General features: G+C 40.6%; 23 protein-coding genes. 14 read left to right on the top strand and 9 right to left on the bottom strand.

The annotated features are described in order from the left end of the window. Positions 1-9 precede the first annotated feature (9 nt). From FUA25_RS02725 to FUA25_RS02680, 10 genes are all read left to right on the top strand, one after another. Positions 10-408: an acyl-CoA thioesterase gene (locus tag FUA25_RS02725; protein ID WP_147755354.1), complete on the top strand. Its 399-nt coding sequence runs from the start codon at positions 10-12 to the stop codon at positions 406-408. Beyond that, entirely contained in the window at positions 395-2,932 is a 2,538-nt protein-coding gene (locus tag FUA25_RS02720; RefSeq protein WP_228411626.1) for a copper-transporting P-type ATPase, read from the top strand. The genes FUA25_RS02725 and FUA25_RS02720 overlap by 14 nt, the downstream gene beginning before the upstream one ends. A gap of 119 nt (positions 2,933-3,051) precedes the next feature. Beyond that, positions 3,052-3,585: a ferritin-like domain-containing protein gene (locus FUA25_RS02715; RefSeq protein WP_147755352.1), complete on the top strand. Its 534-nt coding sequence runs from the start codon at positions 3,052-3,054 to the stop codon at positions 3,583-3,585. Positions 3,586-3,668: 83 nt separating this feature from the next. Then, on the top strand, positions 3,669-4,205 hold the full coding sequence (locus tag FUA25_RS02710) for a type 1 glutamine amidotransferase domain-containing protein (RefSeq protein WP_147755351.1): 537 nt from the start codon (positions 3,669-3,671) through the stop codon (positions 4,203-4,205). A 34-nt stretch (positions 4,206-4,239) separates the two neighbouring features. Then, positions 4,240-4,842: a hypothetical protein gene (locus FUA25_RS02705; RefSeq protein ID WP_147755350.1), complete on the top strand. Its 603-nt coding sequence runs from the start codon at positions 4,240-4,242 to the stop codon at positions 4,840-4,842. After that, the gene (locus FUA25_RS02700) at positions 4,832-5,557 is read left to right on the top strand and encodes a DUF72 domain-containing protein (RefSeq protein ID WP_147755349.1); all 726 of its coding nucleotides are present in this window, start codon (positions 4,832-4,834) and stop codon (positions 5,555-5,557) included. The genes FUA25_RS02705 and FUA25_RS02700 overlap by 11 nt, the downstream gene beginning before the upstream one ends. Continuing rightward, positions 5,554-6,240: an SIR2 family NAD-dependent protein deacylase gene (locus FUA25_RS02695; protein ID WP_147755348.1), complete on the top strand. Its 687-nt coding sequence runs from the start codon at positions 5,554-5,556 to the stop codon at positions 6,238-6,240. Before FUA25_RS02700 ends, FUA25_RS02695 begins: the two co-directional genes overlap by 4 nt. 72 nt (positions 6,241-6,312) lie before the next feature. Continuing rightward, positions 6,313-6,975 carry a YggS family pyridoxal phosphate-dependent enzyme gene (locus FUA25_RS02690; protein ID WP_147755347.1) on the top strand — a complete coding sequence of 221 codons (663 nt, stop codon included), beginning with the start codon at positions 6,313-6,315 and terminating at the stop codon, positions 6,973-6,975. 76 nt (positions 6,976-7,051) lie between these two features. Continuing rightward, positions 7,052-8,236 (top strand): sigma-54-dependent transcriptional regulator, encoded by a 1,185-nt coding sequence (locus tag FUA25_RS02685; RefSeq protein ID WP_147755346.1) that lies wholly within the window; start codon positions 7,052-7,054, stop codon positions 8,234-8,236. Between the two features lie 60 nt (positions 8,237-8,296). After that, positions 8,297-9,667, top strand: a complete 1,371-nt coding sequence (locus tag FUA25_RS02680; RefSeq protein WP_147755345.1) for an MATE family efflux transporter — start codon at positions 8,297-8,299, stop codon at positions 9,665-9,667. Between the two features lie 16 nt (positions 9,668-9,683). Here the strand turns inward: FUA25_RS02680 and FUA25_RS02675 are convergent, their stop codons facing one another. From FUA25_RS02675 to gpmI, 7 genes are all read right to left on the bottom strand, one after another. Next, positions 9,684-10,112: a DoxX family protein gene (locus tag FUA25_RS02675; protein WP_147755344.1), complete on the bottom strand. Its 429-nt coding sequence runs from the start codon at positions 10,110-10,112 to the stop codon at positions 9,684-9,686. Positions 10,113-10,174: 62 nt separating this feature from the next. Further along, positions 10,175-11,050 (bottom strand): GTPase Era, encoded by an 876-nt coding sequence (gene era / locus FUA25_RS02670; RefSeq protein ID WP_147755343.1) that lies wholly within the window; start codon positions 11,048-11,050, stop codon positions 10,175-10,177. A gap of 83 nt (positions 11,051-11,133) precedes the next feature. Beyond that, positions 11,134-11,901 (bottom strand): class I SAM-dependent methyltransferase, encoded by a 768-nt coding sequence (locus FUA25_RS02665; RefSeq protein WP_147755342.1) that lies wholly within the window; start codon positions 11,899-11,901, stop codon positions 11,134-11,136. Further along, positions 11,901-12,710 carry a type I methionyl aminopeptidase gene (map, locus tag FUA25_RS02660; protein WP_147755341.1) on the bottom strand — a complete coding sequence of 270 codons (810 nt, stop codon included), beginning with the start codon at positions 12,708-12,710 and terminating at the stop codon, positions 11,901-11,903. Before map ends, FUA25_RS02665 begins: the two co-directional genes overlap by 1 nt. 26 nt (positions 12,711-12,736) lie before the next feature. Then, on the bottom strand, positions 12,737-13,168 hold the full coding sequence (locus FUA25_RS02655) for a BT0820 family HAD-type phosphatase (RefSeq protein ID WP_147755340.1): 432 nt from the start codon (positions 13,166-13,168) through the stop codon (positions 12,737-12,739). 141 nt (positions 13,169-13,309) lie between these two features. Next, positions 13,310-14,293 (bottom strand): acyl-ACP desaturase, encoded by a 984-nt coding sequence (locus FUA25_RS02650; RefSeq protein WP_147755339.1) that lies wholly within the window; start codon positions 14,291-14,293, stop codon positions 13,310-13,312. A 102-nt stretch (positions 14,294-14,395) separates the two neighbouring features. Next, positions 14,396-15,925, bottom strand: a complete 1,530-nt coding sequence (gpmI, locus tag FUA25_RS02645; protein WP_147755338.1) for a 2,3-bisphosphoglycerate-independent phosphoglycerate mutase — start codon at positions 15,923-15,925, stop codon at positions 14,396-14,398. Between the two features lie 101 nt (positions 15,926-16,026). Here gpmI and FUA25_RS02640 point away from each other — a divergent pair, with 101 nt between their 5' ends. Together FUA25_RS02640 and FUA25_RS02635 are read left to right on the top strand one after the other, a co-directional pair. Next, on the top strand, positions 16,027-16,350 hold the full coding sequence (locus FUA25_RS02640; protein WP_147755337.1) for a translation initiation factor: 324 nt from the start codon (positions 16,027-16,029) through the stop codon (positions 16,348-16,350). A gap of 66 nt (positions 16,351-16,416) precedes the next feature. Continuing rightward, positions 16,417-17,271 carry a nucleoside phosphorylase gene (locus FUA25_RS02635; RefSeq protein WP_147755684.1) on the top strand — a complete coding sequence of 285 codons (855 nt, stop codon included), beginning with the start codon at positions 16,417-16,419 and terminating at the stop codon, positions 17,269-17,271. A gap of 29 nt (positions 17,272-17,300) precedes the next feature. Here the strand turns inward: FUA25_RS02635 and FUA25_RS02630 are convergent, their stop codons facing one another. Beyond that, positions 17,301-18,179: a hypothetical protein gene (locus FUA25_RS02630; RefSeq protein ID WP_147755336.1), complete on the bottom strand. Its 879-nt coding sequence runs from the start codon at positions 18,177-18,179 to the stop codon at positions 17,301-17,303. Between the two features lie 34 nt (positions 18,180-18,213). Next, positions 18,214-18,771 carry a DNA-3-methyladenine glycosylase I gene (locus FUA25_RS02625; protein ID WP_147755335.1) on the bottom strand — a complete coding sequence of 186 codons (558 nt, stop codon included), beginning with the start codon at positions 18,769-18,771 and terminating at the stop codon, positions 18,214-18,216. A 198-nt stretch (positions 18,772-18,969) separates the two neighbouring features. Here FUA25_RS02625 and FUA25_RS02620 point away from each other — a divergent pair, with 198 nt between their 5' ends. Both FUA25_RS02620 and FUA25_RS02615 read left to right on the top strand, forming a co-directional pair. Further along, on the top strand, positions 18,970-19,269 hold the full coding sequence (locus FUA25_RS02620) for a hypothetical protein (protein WP_147755334.1): 300 nt from the start codon (positions 18,970-18,972) through the stop codon (positions 19,267-19,269). Between the two features lie 105 nt (positions 19,270-19,374). Continuing rightward, a complete protein-coding gene (locus FUA25_RS02615) occupies positions 19,375-20,184 on the top strand; it encodes an enoyl-ACP reductase (RefSeq protein ID WP_147755683.1) in 810 nt (269 codons plus the stop codon). The last annotated feature ends 15 nt before the right edge of the window (positions 20,185-20,199 follow it).

Here is a 20,199-nt window from a genome sequence, read left to right as displayed (position 1 = left end):
AGTAAAAACATGAATTATCATACAAGAAAATGGATCAAACCGGAAGACCTGAATCCAAATCACACGCTTTTCGGAGGTCGGCTTTTGCAGTGGATCGACGAAGAGGCGGCGCTTTACGCCATCGTTCAGCTGGAAACGCCACGCTGCGTTACCAAATACATTTCTGAAATCAACTTCATCAGTTCTGCAAGACAGGGTGACATCATCGAAATTGGAATCGAAGCCATTGAGTTCGGGAATACTTCGATCACTTTGCAGTGCGATGTAAGAAATATGATGACCCGCCAGACCATTATTACAATCGACAGGATTGTATTTGTTGGTGTTGACGATGATGGAAAACCCACGAAACACGGGAAAACCCAGATTGAATTTATTGAACAGCGCTTGCGAGATGGAAAATCATAATCATCCGTCAGCGAAAATTTCGCCCAGTTCCGTGTACTACTGTCCTATGGAATGTGAAGGTGAAAAAGTGTATTTCGCACCCGGAAAACGCTGTCCGGTCTGCAATATGTTTCTGGTTCCTATTGAGGAAAGAGCCGATTATCAAAACAAAAAAGCCGCATTCTCCAAATCCCATCTTCCGAAAAATTTCAAAGAAAAAATTGGCCAATATTTTTGTCCGATGTTCTGCGAAGCTGATAAAACCTATGAATCCGATTCCGGCTGTCCCGTGTGTCACATGCATCTGGAGAAAATTACACCTGAACTTCTTTCAAAAAGCTCTGTAGAAAATTCGGGAACTCATGAAGAGTTAAAATCCGACGGATTAAAGCAATCGATTTTAGAACAGCAGAACAATGCCGGAAAATATTATTGTCCGATGTTTTGCGAAGGCGATAAGGTCTATGATTCCAACGTTGGCTGTCCGGTTTGTGGAATGGATCTCGTTCAGATTCCTGGCAAACCCGGCGAAGTTTCCGAAGATAAAACCTTGGAAAACTTAAAGAAAAAATTCATCACCGCTTTAGTTTTTACGGTTCCGGTTTTCATTCTTTCCATGGGTGGAATGTTTTTCGATTTTGGCATTTCCGGAAGAACCCAGGGAATTGTAGAACTCATTTTAACGCTTCCGGTTTTGTTTTATGCAGGCTGGTTTTTAATGAAACGCGGTTGGAATTCCTTTAAAACCTGGAATCTCAATATGTTCAGCCTCATTGCACTGGGAATAGCCGCTGCATTTATTTTCAGTATTGCAGCATTGCTATATCCGCAGCTCTTCCCGCATGAAATTTCCCACGGAGGAGAGATTCCGCTATACTTTGAAGCGGTTTGTGTTATTCTGACTCTTGTTATTTTAGGACAACTCATGGAAGCCGCCGCTCATAAAAAAACCGGAAACGCCATAAAAGAACTCATGAACCTTTCACCGAGCGAAGCGAACTTAGTGGTGGACGGACAGGAGAAAAAAGTGCCGCTTTCTGACATTAAAACCGGTGATGTTCTTCGCGTAAAACCCGGCGAGAAAATTCCGGTCGACGGTAAAATAACCGAAGGGGAATCTACGGTTGATGAAAGCATGATTACCGGAGAACCAATTCCGACCGAGAAAAAAACAGCAGATCAGGTGACTTCGGGAACCATCAACGGAAACGGCGTTTTTCTGATGCTGGCTGAAAAAGTGGGCAACGAGACATTGCTTTCTCAAATCATTAAAATGGTGAATGAAGCGAGCCGCAGCAAGGCACCGATTCAGAAATTGGCAGATAAAGTAGCGAAGATTTTCGTTCCGGCTGTTATCGCGGTTTCGGTACTCACATTTTTTGCCTGGTTTATTTTTGCAGGAGAAAACGGCTTAATTCTGGGATTTGTAAATGCTGTTGCGGTGCTGATTATTGCCTGTCCGTGTGCTTTAGGCTTGGCAACGCCGATGAGTTTGACGGTGGGAATCGGAAAAGGGGCGAAAAACGGAATTCTGATCCGTAATGCGGAAGCTTTGGAACAGATGGCAAAGGTGAATGTTCTGATTACCGATAAAACGGGCACTCTGACTGAAGGAAAACCAAGTCTGGAGGAAATGTATGCCTCAGAAAATGCAGACCGAGCCTTGATACTGAAACTCGCAGCAGCGCTGAATCAGAATTCAGAACATCCTCTTTCTGCTGCAGTTCTGAAGGAATATAAAAAAGAACACACGGTTTTTGAGAAAACAGAAAATTTCGAAAACATCTCAGGAAAAGGGATAAAAGCAGCGATTAACGGAGAAACAGTCTTATTGGGGACCGAAGTACTCTTAAATCAATTCGATATTACAATACCTGAAAATCTGAAAAAGATAGTCACCGGCAAACAGGATGAAGCCAGAACGGTCTCTTATATTTCGTATGGTAAAAAAGTTCTCGGATTTCTAAGTTTTTCAGATAAAATAAAAGAAACCTCCAAACAGGCTGTTGATTATCTGCAGAAAAATAAGGTGGAAATCATCATGATGACCGGCGACAACGAGCATACTGCAAAAGCTGTCGCCACAACCTTGGGTATCGAAAAATATTTTGCGAGCCAGCTTCCCCACGATAAACTCGCGAAAATTAAAAAACTTCAGCAATCTGGGAAAACCGTTGCCATGGCCGGAGACGGAATCAATGATGCGCCTGCTCTCGCCCAGTCGGATGTAGGAATCTCAATGGGGACCGGAACCGATGTTGCAATTGAAAGTTCAGAGATCACTTTGCTGAAAGGTGACATTCTGGGAATCGTGAAAGCCAGAATTTTAAGCGAAAAACTTTTGAGAAATATCAAACAAAATTTATTTTTTGCGTTCGTTTATAATGTTTTTGGCATTCCGCTTGCATCAGGTTTGCTGTACCCGTTCTTCGGAATACTTTTAAGTCCGATGATTGCAGCAGCAGCAATGAGTTTAAGTTCTGTCTCTGTAATCCTGAATTCTTTAAGACTTAATCAGGTGGACTTAAATAAAATAAACAATTAATTACAGTTTTTATCTTTTTTCGAGATTAGTAGCAAATAAAAATTATTATGATTGCGGAATATCGTAATTAATTGATTATATTTATAAAATCATTATTAAAAAACATTAAAAATTATATTATGGCAAAAAAAACCACAACAAACGGAAAAATCGCTCCTAAAAAGGATGCGGCTGACAAACTGAAAGACTTTATGGTTGACGGAATGAAGGATTTATACTGGGCAGAAAAAGCACTCGTTAAAAACCTTCCGAAGATGGCCAAAAACGCCACTTCAAAAAAACTGAAAGATGCGGTTAACCTGCATTTGGATGAAACCAAAGATCAGGTAAAAAGATTGGAGGATGCCTTCAAAGCTTTAAAATTAAAACCGGAAGCAGTGAAATGTGATGCTATGGATGGCTTGCTTAAAGAAGCAGAAGGAATCATGGAAGAAACTGAACCGGGTGCAGTTCGCGATGCGGCTATCATTGCTGCGGCACAGAAAGTCGAGCATTATGAAATCGCTTCTTACGGTACTTTGGCTACCTATGCGAAATTATTGGGTGAAAAAGAAGTGATGCAGTTATTGCTGGCAACTTTGAACGAGGAAAAATCATGTGATAAGGATCTTACCAAATTGGCCAAGACCGAAATCAATCTTAAAGCAAAATAATAAAAGCAGTTCAGTCTGCTTAACAAAAATTACCAAAGGGCAGCAAATATTTTTGTTGCCCTTTTCAAATAAAAAATACAATTATGACAAATTTAAATAACAGAAAAGTTGCGGTACTGGCAGCTGATGGATACGAACAGTCGGAACTGGAAAGCCCAGTACAAGCCTTAAAAGACGCCGGAGCAACTGTAGAAATTGTTTCACTGAAATCCGGAGAAATTAAAGCGATGAAAGACCACGAATGGAGCAATGCTGTAAAGGTCGACAAAACTGTTTCTGAGGCAAAAGTTGGTGACTACGACGCGCTCCTATTGCCCGGCGGAGTTCTGAATCCAGATGCGGTACGCGCAGATGAGAAAGCGGTGAGTTTTGTCAAGGATTTTTTCAGTGCCAACAAGCCGGTCGCTGCGATCTGTCACGGTCCGCAGACATTGATTAATGCTGAAGTGGTTGAAGGCCGTAAAATGACTTCGTTTAATGCTATTTCCAAGGATTTAAAGAATGCGGGCGCCAATTGGGTGGATGAAGAAGTGGTAACAGACGGAAACCTTACGACAAGCCGCAAGCCGGAAGATCTTCCAGCTTTCAACAAAAGGATAATAGAAGAATTCAGCAAATAATTAAATGCGAGCCCGGTTTTCCGGGCTTTTTATCATGGAAGAAAAAATACCACAGCAAAAAACCGGCGCGCAAAGCGATACGGTTTCCGATATGGAGATGGAAAACGAAATGATGGCTGCCGAGCATTTTGAAACGGTTAAAAAACGTTTTTTCGATGTGAATTCCTGGGAACTGTTTGCAGGCGAAGAAAAAGCGGAATTTTCCCTTCGGGATAAAAATGGAAATATTCTTCTGGGAAAACCAAACATTGGAGATTATTTCAGCATTAAAGTTCCCGGACTACATAACAGTACCGGCAACGAATTTGATTGGGTGCAGGTCGAGCATATTGAAGAGGAGAAAAAAGCCCATTCCGAATCCGTGTATATTCGGGTTCGCCCTGCTCCTGATCCCACTAAATCTGATGAAAAAACCGCTCATTTCTTTGATGAAAAGGCGACTTCCAATTTTTTGATCAAACGCGATGGATTAAAGATTTCAGCCGAAGTTCATGGCAGAAATGAAGTGCCAAACACTGACGATCTGAATGTTCTGAAAAAAATCAGAAACGCTCTAGTAGCGGTTGGCGGAATGATTGCCGGAAGCAAATTTCAGTGGAAATCATTGACAGAAGGCTTGGTTAAGTATGAAAAATAAAATTTTTATTGGCTGTTCCGGTTTTTCAAACCGCGACTGGAAAGGCTATTTTTACCCGGACACCCTTCCGGCGAAAGAGCAGCTTACCTATTATTCCGAAAAATTCAATTCGGTTGAAATTAATTCCACATTTTACCGGCGACCTCGGCAGCAGACTTTGGAGAACTGGTATGGTCTTACGGGTAAGGATTTCAGGTTTTTCATTAAAATCCCACAGTCATTTACGCATTTCAGAAGGCTTACCGAAACTCACGATGATACAAAAGTCTTCTGCACGTTTATTCAAACGGGTTTAAAGGAAAAACTGGCAGGATTTCTGTTTCAGTTGCCGCCCTCTTTTCATTTCAGCGATGAAAATCTCCAAAAAGTAATTGCAACCGTTGCTCCTGATTTTCTGAACGTGGTGGAGTTCCGTCACAAATCCTGGTGGAATGAGGAAGTCATGAAAACTTTAAAGAAAAAAAACATCGTTTTTTCCGGCGTCAGTTTTCCAAAAGACCTTCCGGACGATTTCATCATGAACAGTAATGATATGGTGTATTACCGCCTACATGGCGTTCCGGTGCTTTTTAAATCGGAATATTCAGAATCTGAAATGGAAAAACTGGCTGAGCATATCAGAAATGCCGGCCAGACTGTATACATTTTTTTCAACAATACGTGGGGAACTGCCGCCCTCAAAAATGCCTTATATTTAAAGAAAATTTTAAGTTGAAAAAGAAACTCGTAGTCCTTTCCGGCGCCGGAATTTCTGCGGAAAGCGGCGTAAAAACTTTCAGAGATTCCAACGGACTCTGGGAAGAGCACCGTATTGAAGATGTTGCATCACCGGAAGGTTTTGTGAGAAATCCAAAATTGGTGCTTGATTTTTACAATGCCCGACGACGCCAGCTGAAGGAAGTGGAACCAAATGATGCACACCGGATTCTTGCTGAACTGGAACTTGATTTTGAGGTAGAAATTATCACACAGAATGTAGATGATCTGCATGAAAGAGCCGGCTCTTCCAAAATCACCCACCTTCATGGGGAACTGAAAAAAGCAAAACCGGTCGATTCTGAAATTCCAATTTTGGACTGGCAAGATGATCTGAATTTAGGGGATCTGGACCAAAACGGCGTACAGTTGCGTCCGCATATCGTATGGTTTGGAGAAGCAGTTCCCGAAATGGAAAAAGCAATGGAAATTGCAGCGCGAGCAGATATTTTTCTGATTATCGGGACGTCCATGCAGGTGTATCCTGCGGCTGGACTTATTCATCACATTCCGCAACACTGTGAAGTTTTTGTCATTGATCCTCATCTTGAAAACAGTTTTTCTAAAAGGGTCAATTTCTTTAAAGTTTCAGCAACCGAAGGAATGAAAAAACTGAAGGGAATACTTGTTTCTGAATCCTGAGATAAAAACGCTTTTGGTCATCCTCCTGAATTTCGTTAAATTCGTGCATTCATTTTATTTCCATATAAAAATATGTCCGAAAATCTCAATATTGCACAGGAATATAAAGCAATCCTGCAGACTTTACCTCCAGCCGTACAGCTTACCGTAGTTTCGAAAACACAGCCTGCGGAAAAAATTAAAGAAATTTATGATCAGGGGCAGAGAATATTCGGTGAGAACAGGGTTCAGGAACTTATTGAAAAATTCCCCCTGCTCCCGAATGATATTCAGTGGCATTTAATCGGACATCTGCAGACCAATAAGGTAAAATACATCGCAGAGTTTATTGACACCATTCAGAGCGTGGATTCCGAAAAATTACTGACTGAAATCGACAGGCAGGCTGAGAAATTCAACCGGAAGATCAAAGTGTTGCTCCAGGTGAGAATTGCTGCGGAAGAAACCAAATTCGGTCTTGAAATTTCAGAAGCAAAAGAACTTTTTCAGGAGTATCTGAACGGTAAATTTCCAAATGTAGAGATTACAGGATTAATGGGAATGGCAACATTCACCGATAATGAAAACCAGGTCCGTCAGGAATTTTTGTTCCTCAAACAGTTATTCGATCAGCTTTCAAAATTAAGACCTCTTACTACCCTATCCATGGGAATGTCGGATGATTATATGACAGCAGTTGAATGTGGCTCAACCTCCGTAAGAGTTGGTTCTGCGATCTTCGGGCGCAGAAACTGATTTTTTGGGTATGATAGTTGCTACATTATCGGCAAAATTTAAACTAATTTTTTATAAAATCCATAAATTGTAACGAATGCAGAAAATCTTAATAGTAGAAGATGAAAAGGCCATTTCAGGAGTACTTCAGAGTATTTTATCCGATGAATTAACCGATTATGAATTTGTAATTGCAGACGATGGTTTGGAGGGGCTTAAACAAATTGAAAAAGAAGATTTCGCCTTAGTGGTTTCAGATATTAAGATGCCAAAACTTTCAGGGACAGAACTTTTAAAGGAAGCATTACAGAAAAAACCGGATACCACCTTTGTGATGATTTCCGGTCATGCCGATATTGATACCGCAGTTGACTGTCTGAAAGAAGGTGCTTATGATTTTATTTCGAAACCGATTGATATCAACCGGCTCATTACGAGTGTTAAAAATGCTCTGGACAAAGGGAATTTGCAGAAAACCAACCAGCATTTAAAAATTGAAAATACAACTTTAAAAAAGAAAGTCAACAAGAAATATCAAATGATCGGTGAATCGGCTCCTTTAAAGAAGATTCAGGACATGATCGAAAAAGTTGCCGCATCTGATGCAAGAGTTTTAATTACCGGCCCGAACGGTGCAGGAAAAGAGCTCGTGGCTCATGCAATCCACTCCCAAAGTGAACGCAGCAAAGGTCCTATGATCGAAGTAAACTGTGCCGCCATTCCTTCTGAGCTTATTGAATCTGAACTTTTCGGACACGTAAAAGGAAGTTTTACTGGTGCTATAAAAGACAAACAGGGCAAATTTGAACTCGCCAACAATGGTACCATCTTCCTGGATGAAATTGGCGACATGAGTCTGATTGCTCAGGCAAAAGTGCTTCGTGCGCTTCAGGAAAGCAAGGTTTCGCCTGTTGGGAGCGACAAGGAAATTAAAGTGGACGTGCGTGTTCTGGCCGCAACCAATAAAGACATGCAGAAAGAAATTGAATCCGGAAAGTTCCGGGAAGATCTTTACCACCGCCTTTCAGTCATCGAAATCTACGTACCGCCTTTAGATGAAAGAAAAGAGGACATTAAACTCCTGGTGCAGCATTTTTCAAAATTGATTTCGGATGAACATGGGACTGCTCAGAAACAGTTCGACGATAAGGCTATAAAAGCCCTTGAAAATTTTAAATGGACAGGAAATATCAGAGAACTCCGGAACGTAGTTGAAAGGCTCCTGATTCTGGGATCCAATCCGGTTTCGGCTGAAGACGTAGCCAGTTTCGTAAGAAAATAATTTTCTCCTCAATCTTAAAAAACGGAAAAGTTTGCAGTATTTTTGCTGCAAACTTTTTTAATGCTATTTCTCAACGCAAAATACACCCGCGACTGCCTTAAACTTGCGCTGCCCGTAATGCTCACGCAGGTCGGACAGGTTTCCGTAAATCTTTTCGACAACATTATTGTTGGAAAACTTTTGGGCGCAAAAGCGCTTGCTGCTGTCTCGCTGGGAAATGCCGTCTTTTTTTCAATCTTTGTTTTTGCGCTGGGCTTTTCTTTTGCCATTCCGCCTTTGGTTTCCGAAGCGCATTCACGGAACGACCATCAGAAAATCAATTCGGTTTTCCGCCACGGTTTTGTGATCAACATGGGAATTGGCTTTATTCTGATGCTTTTGCTTCTGTTTGCATTGCCGTTGCTGTATCATATGGATCAGCCGAAAGAAATAATTCCGGATACAATCAGTTTTCTCACCATTATGGCGGTGAGTATTCTGCCGTTCATGGCCTTTCAGACGCTACGTGAAGTTTCCGAAGGATTATCGTACACGATTGGCGTTACAAAGGCGACAATCATTGCCAACGTCATTAACATCATTCTGAATTATGTTTTTATCAAAGGGCTTTTCGGTTTTCCTCAGATGGGCGTGCAGGGCTCGGCTCTGGCCAGTTTAATTGCCCGAATCTTCATGATGGTGTTCCTGTATTATGTACTGCTGAAAAAAGAAGAAACCCACCGTTACATCAGAGAATTTTCACTGAAAATCACAGAATTTTCCCGAGAGATGTTCGACCGAATGCTGAAAATCGGTTTCCCGACGGCTTTGCAGATGTTTTTTGAAGTCACCGCTTTTGCGGGTGCGGCTTTTATTTGCGGCCTGATCTCAACAAAAGATATTGCTTCGCACCAGATCGCTCTTTCCATGGCCTCTTTTACCTTTAATCTCTGCATTGGTTTCAGTGTAGCTTCCACGGTAATGATTGGAAGAAAAACAGGCGAGCAGAATTATACTGAACTGAAGAAAGTCGGAGTCAATAACCTCAAAATCGTTTTTATTTTTATGCTGTTTTGTGGGATGATCTTCGTGGTCGGAAGAAATATCCTGCCCACTTTCTTCACCAAAAAAGAAGATACCGAAGTAATTTTGCTGGCTTCAAAACTCATGATCATTGCGGCGCTCTTTCAGCTTTCAGATGGCGTTCAGGTCGTGGCATTGGGTTGCCTGAGAGGAATTCAGGATGTGAAAATTCCGTCCTTTATTACTTTTGTCGCCTATTGGATCCTGACGATTCCGTTGGGTTATTATTTATGTGTTACTTTGGAAATGGGCGCTTTCGGAATGTGGATTGCGTTAGGAATCGGACTGACGATTTCTGCAGTGCTGCTAGTGTACCGCTTTTTATGGCTGTCAGAAAAAAATAAAAAACAGGCGGTACTGCCTGTTTAAGTTATAGAAATTTAATTTACCAGTTCGATTCGCGCCTTCTGCTGATCATATAATCAACGGAATATTTACCCGGTCCGAATGCAAAAAGCAACAGGTAAATCGACAGATACAGCAAACTGGTCTCTCTTTTTTCAAAAGGATCAGCACCGTGAACCATAAGTCCCGCTACTGCCATTGTGATGATCAGGAAGAATACTGCCGGTCTTGTGAAGAGGCCTAAAATGATAAAAATAGAGCATACAAACTCTGCAAAAACCGCTAAAATAAGGGAGAACTGTTCACCAAGCCCCAGAAAATTAAAGAACTGGATCTCCTCCCCGGAATAGAGTTGCTGTAATTTCGGAAAACCATGAGAAAGCATTGCAAATCCTGCAAATATCCGGATGACTAAAAGTACAATATCAACAATTGCCAGGTTGGGTTTGACTGAAGTAAAATAATTCATACCGTGATTTTCAACCAAATTTAGTAAAAAATCCTTTAAATGCTGATTTTTTTACAAATGGTCTAACGGTAACCGAAGTTTTTAAGATCTCTGTCATTTTTACGCCAGTCTTTCTTCACTTTTACAAAAAGATTCAGGTGGATTTTTTTTCCGAAGAATTTTTCGAGATCAATCCGCGCTTCGGTTCCGACTTTCTTGATGGCGTCACCTTTGTGTCCGATGATAATGCCCTTCTGCGTATCTCTTTCCACATAAATAATGGAATCAATGAAGATAATGCCTTCCTGTTCCTTGAAAATTTCTGTAACGACTTCTACCGCATATGGGATTTCCTTTTCATAATTCAAAAGGATTTTTTCGCGAATGGCTTCATTAACGAAGAAACGTTCGGGCTTATCAGTATATTGGTCCTTGTCGTAATACGGAGGATTTTCAGGAAGTAAAGATTTGAGTTTCGGAAGAATAATTTCGGTATTAAAGCCCTTCAGCGCTGAAATCGGCAGGATTTCCGCCTTCGGAATTCTTTCATGCCAGAGTTCCATCGCTTTTTCAAGATCTTCCTGGTTTGATTCATCAATCTTGTTGACAAGAATCAGCACAGGAACCGGAATTTTGTTCAGTTTGTCAACCAAAAATTCGAAAGGCTCAGTTTTATCAAGGATGTCCACAATAAAAAGAAAAACGTCCGCATCCTGCAGAGAATCTTTTACATAATCCATCATTTTCTCCTGAAGGCCGTATTTGGGGTCTAAAACTCCGGGCGTGTCGGAGAAAACGATCTGCAGATCCTCTTCATTATAGATGCCGAAAATCCGGTGACGCGTCGTTTGTGCCTTTTGTGTTACAATGGCCAGTTTCTCGCCCATAAGAGCATTGAGAAGTGTTGATTTTCCGGCGTTGGGTTTTCCGACGATATTTACGAATCCTGATTTGTGCATTTTTGTAATAATAAGTTTAAGAAATTTCCAGATGCATAAAAGAGTATCTGAAAATCTCTGCAAAGATAGTGAATTAAGTGTGGCTACGGTTTAACGACTACCGGCAGAATTTCATTTTCCATCAGACCGAATTTTTTTCTTTCTTCACTCGAGAATTTCTTTGAATAGAAATTGATATCGGTTTGGAAACCAACGGATTTCAGCCTGTCGAAATAGTCCATTCCATACCAGCGGACGTGGTCGTACTGCCCGAAATGTTTTTGTCTTTCCTTTGGATCTTTGATTGAGAAATCTTCATAGGTTTTCTCCAGTGAATTCTTCATCGGCACCTGAAAAATTCCCCAACCGCCTTTTTTCATCACGCGGTAGAGTTCACTCATCGCTTTTTGATCATCCACAATATGTTCCAGGACATGATTGCAGAAGACAATGTCGAAACTGTCATCTTCAAAAGGCAGATCCAGGATATCGGCTTTTACATCCACAATCGGGGAATACAAATCTGCAGAAGTGTAATCCAGATTTTTCATTTTTTTGAAGCGGCGTAAAAATTCCTGCTCCGGAGCGATATGAAGAACTTTGTAATTTGCGGTGAAAAAATCGGTTTCATTCTGAAGATGGAGCCACATCTGACGGTGACGTTCAAGACTCAGCGTTCCGGGTGAAAGGGCGTTCTCGCGCTGTTTTCCGTAACCGTAGGGAAGAAATTTTCGGTATGATTTCCCGTCGATGGGATCGGTAAACTGATCGCCTTTAAAAAACTGATAAATAATCGGACGCAGAAAAATGCTCATATTAATCAGCATTGGTCTGGGGATCCGGTTCAGTAAGAATTTAAATATTTTTTTCATTAAAAATCCTTCGTAAACGGCGCTTCTTCATTGCTTGTAATTCCCAGCGCTTCATATATATACCGGTAGGTAGAAAGAAGAACGGGTTTTCCCTCAATAATGGTGACATCATGCTCGAAATGTGCAGAAGGTTTCATATCCAGCGTGGTGACCGTCCAGCCGTCGCTGTGGAATTTCACTTTTTCGGTCCCGAGGTTGATCATGGGTTCGATGGCGAGAACGATTCCGTCTTTCAGGACTTTTCCGCTACCTTTGCGGCCGTAATTCGGAACCTGGGGGTCTTCGTGCATTTTTCTTCCCAAACCGTGGCCTACCAGCTCGCGAACGACTCCGTAACCGTTTTTCTCGCAGTATTCCTGAATGGCGTAGGAAATATCTCCAACCCTTTTTCCGCGAACACACTGTTCAATACCTTTGTATAAAGATTCTTTCGTGATTTTCAACAGTTTTTTGGTTTCGGGCGCCACTTCACCTACTTCAAAGGAATAGGCATGATCGCCGTAGAAACCGTTCATATGAACACCACAATCTACAGAAAGAATATCGCCTTCTTCCAGCGGTTTATCATTGGGAATTCCGTGAACAACTTCGGCATTTGGGGAAATACAGAGATTCTTCGGAAACCCGTACATTCCTAAAAATGCGGGTTCTCCGCCATGATCACGTATGAATTCACCGGCCAGCTGATCCATACGGTTCGTTGTGGCTCCCGGTTTTATCTCAGCGGCAAGCATTCCCAGTGTTTTGGAAACAAGTTGCGCGCTTTCGCGCATAAGCCTCAGTTCGTCAATTGTTTTTAGATGTATCATTACAAATATTGTCTGGATCGGAAAGCTTACCAGAAAAGGCCTTTCTTTTTATCTTTTATCATTTTTGAATATGCTAAAACAGTTCCCCCGTCAACGCGGAATTCAATTCTTTGGTTGATGATGTTGTAGATTTCTCCCCACCCCGGAAATCCTCCTAAATTTCGGTCATCGATGAACAGATCGGCATCAATTTTACGGGAAGCGTCTTTTGGATCAAACACTTCTCCTTCAAAACTCGAATTTACGGCATAAAATTCAATACCGTTATTTCGGCAGAATTCCACGGCTTCGTCCAGCGTTTTGCCGTGGCGGTAGGTCCATAAAATGAGACGGTAGCCTTCCGATTGGAGTTTTTTAAGGGTTTCGAAGGCAAAAGTTTTGGTTTTTCCGATTCCCGGATAGGCATCATCCACGATGGTACCGTCAAAATCTATCGCAAGTTTTTTATTGCTTATCATACACTGTAATTCCTTATTTGCTTTAAAATCTATCTCAAAATCTTAAAAAAATTGATTTGCAAAGATATAAAATATAAAAAAAGTGACTGAAGAAAATCAATCACCTTTACGAATTATTTAATTAATCTAACGGTCTCTTTTCTAATTTTTAACCCATCTGAACTCATGGTCAAGATCGGGAGTGCTCATTCTGTCTGAGATGTTCTGAAGTCTTCTCGGTAATTTGACAAGGTATTCCCTTGCTTTTTCCGCTTTTTCATTAAGACCGGAGATGTGTTCAATTTTCCAGTCAATGATCAGTTCTTTCAGAATATCGATGTAATCCTGGCCGGTATATACCATACAGCGCTGCGCAGCATTGGAGAAATGTTCCCACAATTCGCCGGCTTTCTGACCGGATTCACGCATCAGATGCGCAGGCATTACAATTTTCTTCCGCATCATGTCCTCAAACGCCAGCATCATTTCTGAAGGATCGAGTTCGAAGATCTTGGTTACGAAATGTTTATATGCTTTTGCATGTCTTGCCTCATCAGCAGCAATTACGCCGCACATTTGGGCAAGTTTCCTGTTGCCGCTCTGTTTGGCTAAAGTCCCTACTCTGCGGTGGGAAATATTGGTTGCGGTTTCCTGAAAACTCGTATAGATAAAATTTCGGTAAGGATCCATGCTGGTTCCAATATCAAAACCATCCTGAATTAAATATTGGGTGGTAATTTCCATTTCCCGCATGTTCACTCTTCCACAAAGGTACAGGTAGGTGTTAAGCATCGTGCCGTGACGGTTCTCTTCTGCAGTCCAATTCCGCACCCAGTTGGCCCAGCCCAATTCTTCTCTGTCTTCCTGGTTAACACCGTCAATTCCCATGATCCAGGATTCATAACTTGGCAGGGCTTCTTCAGTAATACAGTCGCCAATTAAAGTAACAAAAAGGTCATAAGGCATTTCGTGCGCCAAAGTCTGCAGTTCGTCCAGGTCGTCTTTGAAACTGTCTTTTGTTGTATCGGGTAAAAAATCGGAGGGCTGCCAAATTTTCTCAACAGGGGTAAGATAATCGTCAATGAAGCCTTTCATATTTTTTTCAAGCGACTTCATTACTTCGAGTCTTACTATTTTTTCGTACATTCTTTCTCTTTATAAGTTACAAAATTAACAAATTATTAATTATTTACAGCATAGGATAAAACCATTTGTGAAATATTTAACAGGATTTTTTTATTGTTGCATTTACTGTACCAATATGTCGCCGGTCATAATTTCCGGAACGGGAATTCCCATTACGGTAAGAATTGATGGAGCGATATCACCTAACTTACCCGGTTTCAGAGTCCAGGTCCGGTCTTTATCCATGACAATTAGCGGAACCAGATTGGTTGAATGCTGGGTGTTTGGGCTGCCGTCAGGATTTCTCATCACATCAGAGTTTCCGTGATCTGCAAGTATAAAAACGGCGTAATTATGTTCATAAGCTGCTGTGGCTACCCTTTCAATACATTTGTCGACTGTTTCTGCAGCCCGGACGGCAGCTTCAAAAACCCCGGTGTGCCCAACCATATCAGTATTCGCGAAATTCAAACAGATGAAATCTGCAGTTTCATTCACAATTTCGGGCAGAATTTTTTCAGTGATGTCGTAAGCCGACATTTCGGGTTTAAAATCATAAGTCGGAACCTCTTTCGGACTTGGGCACAAAAGCCTTCTTTCTCCTATAAATTCCTCTTCACGGCCGCCCGAAAAGAAAAAAGTGACGTGCGGATATTTTTCGGTCTCCGCAACGCGGATCTGGGTTTTTCCGTTTCGTTCAAGGATTTCGCCTAAGGTTTCCTCCAGAACTTTTTCATCGAACACGACTTTGATATTCTTGAAATCTTTGTCATAATTCGTCATCGTGACATAAAAAAGTTTTAGACAGTGCATTCCGTATTCCGGAAAGTCGTGCTGTGTAAGGGCTTCCGTAATTTCTCGTCCCCGGTCTGTTCTGAAATTAAAGCAGAAAACCACATCTTCGTTATCAATCGTTGTCATCGGTAAATTACTGTCTTTAAGGCAGATGATAGGTTTTAAAAACTCATCAGTAATTCCTTCCTTATAAGATTTCTCAATGGTGGCTAAAATATCATGGGTCTGATCTCCAACTCCTCTCACCATTACATCGTAGGCCAGTTTTACCCTTTCCCAGCGTCGGTCACGGTCCATTGCATAATACCTTCCGATTACTGTTGCGAGTTTTCCTGTGGTGACTTTCATATGGTTTAAAAGTTCTTCAATAAAACCTTTCCCCGAATGCGGATCGCAGTCTCGGCCATCAGTGAAGGCGTGAACATACACCTGATCATTCAGTCCGTATTCGTGTGCGGCAGTGAGCAGACCTTTTAAATGATTGATGTGGGAATGCACGCCACCATCAGAAACCAGACCGATGAAATGGACTTTCTTCTTATTGATTTTGGCATATTCGAAAGCCTGGGTAATGATATTTTCCTTCCCCAGTGTGGCATTTTCCACCGCCATATTGAGTTTTACCAGATTCTGGTACACCACTCTTCCCGCACCTAAATTCATATGACCTACCTCAGAATTTCCCATTTGTCCGAAGGGCAAACCCACGGCAATGCCACTGGCTTCCAGGGTGGTGTTGGGGAATTTCTGCAGACAGGAATCGATAAAGGGAGTGTTCGCCTGAGCGATGGCTGAAACAGTGGGATCGGTACCGAGGCCCCATCCATCAAGTATGGCCAATATTGCTTTTTTTGACATTTTTAAATCCTATTTGATGAACAAATTTACGAATTTTGAATTTGTGATATCGGGTTTTATGTGGATTTATTTGTATTTTTACCTTCTTTTAAAATGATAAAATGGATTTACGGGATCAATTAAAGAACCTTTTTCCGGAACATGATGAGCAGGATTTTGAATTTCCGCAGGAAAAATTCGTTCAGAAGGAACCGTTGGTATGCAAATTCGAAAAAAAAGGGCGGAACGGAAAACCGGTTACCTTGATTGAAGGGTTTGAAGGCGACGGAGAAGAATTAAAGAATATATCGAAGAAAATAAAAACAACTTTAGGGATCGGCGGTTCAGAAAAAGACGGAATCATTGTGATACAGGGAGACAACCGCGATAAAATCATGAAAATCTTACATGAAATGGGGTATAAAACCAAAAGAGTCGGTGGTTAACCTGACTAAATGTTCCGTAAAGTAATTTTCAATATCTTCATTCATAAAAAAACTAAAAAAATGTCAATACTCAATAAATTAGCGGCATCTGAACTGGTCCTGAACGGGGACGGAAGTGTTTATCATCTCAATCTTCTGCCCGAAGATATTGGAGGCAAAATAATGCTGGTAGGCGACCCGGACCGCGTTCCGAAAGTGTCGAAATACTTTGATACGATTGAAATCAAAAAAAACAAACGCGAATTTTACACGCATACGGGAACGTTGCGCGGCGAAAGGATTACGGTAATGTCCACCGGAATAGGGACCGAAAACATCGACATTGTGATGAATGAGCTCGATGCACTCGTGAACATTGATCTGCAAAAGAAAGAATTCAAAGCGGAACATAAATCCCTTGAACTTTTCAGGATGGGAACGTGCGGAAGTGTAAATCCTGATGTGGAAGTCGACAATATGCTGGTGACGCAGAATGTGGTTGGCCTCGACGGGCTGCTGCATTTTTACTCAGATTATCATTTTGAAAATGAATTTTCAAAAAACTTTTTGACAGCATTTCCTTACGAAAAAATCAAACCGATGCTTTACTTCTCCGATTGGGCTGAAGAGCTTTCCCCTTATTATAAAGATGCCAAGTACCACGGAAATACGGCAACTTTCCCCGGTTTTTATGCACCTCAGGGAAGACAGCTCCGCCTGAAAGCGCTTGATGACAAATTTCTGGAAACTTTAAATGATCTTGGAATCTCGAATTTTGAAATGGAAACCTCGGCGATTTACGGGCTTTCCAAACTTTTAGGACATAAAGCAATCACGGTAAACTGCGTAATCGCAAACCGAAGACGCGGGGAATTTTCTGCAGACCATCAGACTTCGGAGAAAAATATGATTGAGTGGGTGTTGGAGAGAATCATAAAATGATATTAAAAAATTACTTATAAGAGGGTTAATTATTTACAGTTTTTTTCATATTCTTTTATAAAGCCCAAATAGGGTTGCATATACAGATCGCGCATCAATTTTTGTTTTGCTCTTTTCTTTTCCAACACTCCTAAATTTTGATCATTTTTATCTGCACGGAAACTTTTCATTTCTGCTTTCCAATTGGGATATAAAGTTTTCGCATATCCATTTTCATCTATTTGAGTTTGAATTCCATCTAAATATTTCTGAAAATCTGTACAATCTTTGCCAGCTTCACGAAATGCAGCCATGAATCTTTTGCTGATTGATCCCCATGCTAACTGCCCGATTCTATCATAATCAATCGGCATGAATGCAATAGGATTGAATTGGTTTTTAATGTATAACATCGTAGTACTATAAGTACAGTTGTTTGTATTAATATTATTGCCATATCCGTAACAAGTTAAATAATCATAACCATAAATATTTATTTTACCTTCGTATAATATGGGTACAAAGGCTTCATAATTTTTAGGGATGATATTCATATCCTTATCAAACTGCTGAATTTTCAGTTTTTCATAGCCAATTATTTCATCTTCAAAATCATCAAGAACTTTTATTTTTTTTAAATCTTTAAATGGAATGTTTTCTGTTTGTCCAGTTGTATCATTCTTGAATTCAAATTTCACATCATTAGAATAAATTGAATACTTGCTGGAAGATTGCGCTATCATTCCAGCAAAACTATTGGTATCTGGAAAATATACACCTGACATTTTACCTGAAGATTCACTTCCATCTTCTCTTAAAATTTTAACGGCCACCTCCGTATTTACATCTCTTTTCTTCTTCTTCTTCTGTGAAAAGAAAAATTGACTAAAACAAATCAAGAAAAGGAGTAAGCATTTTTTGTTATTCATAAGATATATAATATTTCAAAAATAGTTTTAATTTCTAATCTCTACAATAACAATTTTCAACATGATCATTTACCATTCCGGTCGCCTGCATATGCGCGTAAACTACAGTTGAACCCAGGAATTTGAAACCGCGTGTTTTCAGATCTTTTGCCAGTGCATCAGAAATTTCTGTTGTAGCCGGAATATCTTTCAGCGTTTCTCTGCGGTTAATGAGCGGTTTCCCGTCTACAAAACTCCAGATGTATTTGGAAAAAGTCCCGAATTCTTTCTGAACTTCCATAAATTTCTTAGCATTGTTGATGGTCGCGAGGATTTTCAGCCTGTTTCTGATGATTCCGGCATCCTGCATGAGTTCTTCCACTTTTTGATCTGGATATTCAGCGATGATTTTATAATTGAAATCATCAAATGCCAGCCTGAAATTTCCTCTTTTTTTAAGAATTGTATACCACGAAAGCCCTGCCTGAAAACTTTCCAGAACAAGAAATTCAAATATCGTATCATCATCGTAAACTGGTTTGCCCCACTCTTCATCATGATATTTCCGGTAAAGATCATCTTTTTCACACCACGAACACCGTATCTTATCCATCCAAAAAAATTTGCTCTAAGATAAAAATTTCTGCGTGATACTGTTGAAGAAAGAATTCTTAATTTGTGGATTTAAAATGGATGTTAATAAAATTTTATGAAATATTTAACATAATATTAAAAGTTTTGGGAATAGTTCTTGTTACTTTTATGACATCAAATTAATTTTTCACCAATTTATTAACTAAAAATATTTATTATGGACTCAAAAAATTACAACGACGCCGAAAGAGCAGTCAACAAAACAAAATGGACAGTAGATAATTATGCTGACAGAGCTAAAGACTACATCCGCGAACAGAAAGCCAATGATTCTGAAGCTACGGCAGAGGGATGGATGGAAAGAGCTAAGGATAATGTTGCTGATGCGTGGGAAGATACAAAAGATGCCGTATCAGATGCATGGGAAAAAACAAAAGACTGGACAGACGATGCTTGGGACAGCACTAAGGATGCTGGCGAAGACGTAAAAGCTGAATGGAACAAAAAGACCAATTAATCACAATTTCTATAAAGAAGAAGAGAGCCGACGCAAATCGGTTCTCTTTTTTTATGCTTTAAACAATAAAATATTTAAATTTGTGAAATCAAAAGAAAAACTATGATGTCATACGGAATATTAAAAGGTAAGAAAGGAATCATCTTCGGAGCACTCAATGATCAGTCAATCGCCTGGAAAGTTGCAGAAAGATGCCACGAAGAAGGTGCCGAATTTATTTTATCGAACGCGCCAATTGCTATGCGAATGGGAGAAATTGATGAACTGGCAAAAAAAACCGGTTCAGATGTGATTCCTGCGGATGCCACTTCGGTAGAAGATCTCGAAAAACTTTTTGCCCATGCCGAAGAAAAGTACGGTAAAATTGATTTTATCCTCCACTCCATCGGAATGTCCGTAAACATCAGAAAAGGAAAAGCCTATACCGATCTCAATTATGATTTTCTCGAAAAAGGCTGGGACGTTTCCTCTGTTTCATTTCATAAAGTAATGAAAGCTGCCTGGGACAAAGATATCATGAACGAATGGGGAAGTATTTTGGCTTTAACTTACATTGCTGCGCAGAGAACCTTCCCGAATTACGGCGATATGGCCGACAATAAATCCTATCTTGAAAGTATTGCAAGAAGTTTCGGATATTACTGGGGAGACCGGAAAGTACGTGTAAACACCATTTCCCAGTCACCGGTGATGACCAAAGCCGGAGCAGGCGTAAAAGGAATCAGCGGATTTTTCAATTTTGCAGACAGCATGTCGCCGCTTGGAAATGCCGATGCGTTAGACTGTGCAAACTACTGTGTAAGCATGTTCTCGGATCTTACCCGAAAAGTAACGATGCAAAACCTCTTCCACGATGGTGGTTTCAGCAAAACCGGAGTTTCTCAGAAGATTGTCGATAAATTTGAAGATCTTTAGAAGTCAATTTTAAAA

Source organism: Chryseobacterium sp., assembly GCF_008014695.1.
Taxonomy (GTDB): Bacteria; Bacteroidota; Bacteroidia; order Flavobacteriales; family Weeksellaceae; genus Kaistella.
This window is presented reverse-complemented; position numbering and strand designations above follow the sequence as displayed.

Excerpts from the sequence above, each read along its gene's own strand:
- FUA25_RS02725 (WP_147755354.1), top strand. The coding sequence starts at position 10 with ATGAATTATCATACAAGAAAATGGATCAAACCGGAAGACCTGAATCCA.
- FUA25_RS02720 (WP_228411626.1), top strand. The coding sequence starts at position 395 with ATGGAAAATCATAATCATCCGTCAGCGAAAATTTCGCCCAGTTCCGTG.
- FUA25_RS02715 (WP_147755352.1), top strand. The coding sequence starts at position 3,052 with ATGGCAAAAAAAACCACAACAAACGGAAAAATCGCTCCTAAAAAGGAT.
- FUA25_RS02710 (WP_147755351.1), top strand. The coding sequence starts at position 3,669 with ATGACAAATTTAAATAACAGAAAAGTTGCGGTACTGGCAGCTGATGGA.
- FUA25_RS02705 (WP_147755350.1), top strand. The coding sequence starts at position 4,240 with ATGGAAGAAAAAATACCACAGCAAAAAACCGGCGCGCAAAGCGATACG.
- FUA25_RS02700 (WP_147755349.1), top strand. The coding sequence starts at position 4,832 with ATGAAAAATAAAATTTTTATTGGCTGTTCCGGTTTTTCAAACCGCGAC.
- FUA25_RS02690 (WP_147755347.1), top strand. The coding sequence starts at position 6,313 with ATGTCCGAAAATCTCAATATTGCACAGGAATATAAAGCAATCCTGCAG.
- FUA25_RS02685 (WP_147755346.1), top strand. The coding sequence starts at position 7,052 with ATGCAGAAAATCTTAATAGTAGAAGATGAAAAGGCCATTTCAGGAGTA.
- FUA25_RS02680 (WP_147755345.1), top strand. The coding sequence starts at position 8,297 with ATGCTATTTCTCAACGCAAAATACACCCGCGACTGCCTTAAACTTGCG.
- FUA25_RS02675 (WP_147755344.1), bottom strand. The coding sequence starts at position 10,112 with ATGAATTATTTTACTTCAGTCAAACCCAACCTGGCAATTGTTGATATT.
- era (WP_147755343.1), bottom strand. The coding sequence starts at position 11,050 with ATGCACAAATCAGGATTCGTAAATATCGTCGGAAAACCCAACGCCGGA.
- FUA25_RS02665 (WP_147755342.1), bottom strand. The coding sequence starts at position 11,901 with ATGAAAAAAATATTTAAATTCTTACTGAACCGGATCCCCAGACCAATG.
- map (WP_147755341.1), bottom strand. The coding sequence starts at position 12,710 with ATGATACATCTAAAAACAATTGACGAACTGAGGCTTATGCGCGAAAGC.
- FUA25_RS02655 (WP_147755340.1), bottom strand. The coding sequence starts at position 13,168 with ATGATAAGCAATAAAAAACTTGCGATAGATTTTGACGGTACCATCGTG.
- FUA25_RS02650 (WP_147755339.1), bottom strand. The coding sequence starts at position 14,293 with ATGTACGAAAAAATAGTAAGACTCGAAGTAATGAAGTCGCTTGAAAAA.
- gpmI (WP_147755338.1), bottom strand. The coding sequence starts at position 15,925 with ATGTCAAAAAAAGCAATATTGGCCATACTTGATGGATGGGGCCTCGGT.
- FUA25_RS02640 (WP_147755337.1), top strand. The coding sequence starts at position 16,027 with ATGGATTTACGGGATCAATTAAAGAACCTTTTTCCGGAACATGATGAG.
- FUA25_RS02630 (WP_147755336.1), bottom strand. The coding sequence starts at position 18,179 with ATGAATAACAAAAAATGCTTACTCCTTTTCTTGATTTGTTTTAGTCAA.
- FUA25_RS02625 (WP_147755335.1), bottom strand. The coding sequence starts at position 18,771 with ATGGATAAGATACGGTGTTCGTGGTGTGAAAAAGATGATCTTTACCGG.
- FUA25_RS02620 (WP_147755334.1), top strand. The coding sequence starts at position 18,970 with ATGGACTCAAAAAATTACAACGACGCCGAAAGAGCAGTCAACAAAACA.
- FUA25_RS02615 (WP_147755683.1), top strand. The coding sequence starts at position 19,375 with ATGTCATACGGAATATTAAAAGGTAAGAAAGGAATCATCTTCGGAGCA.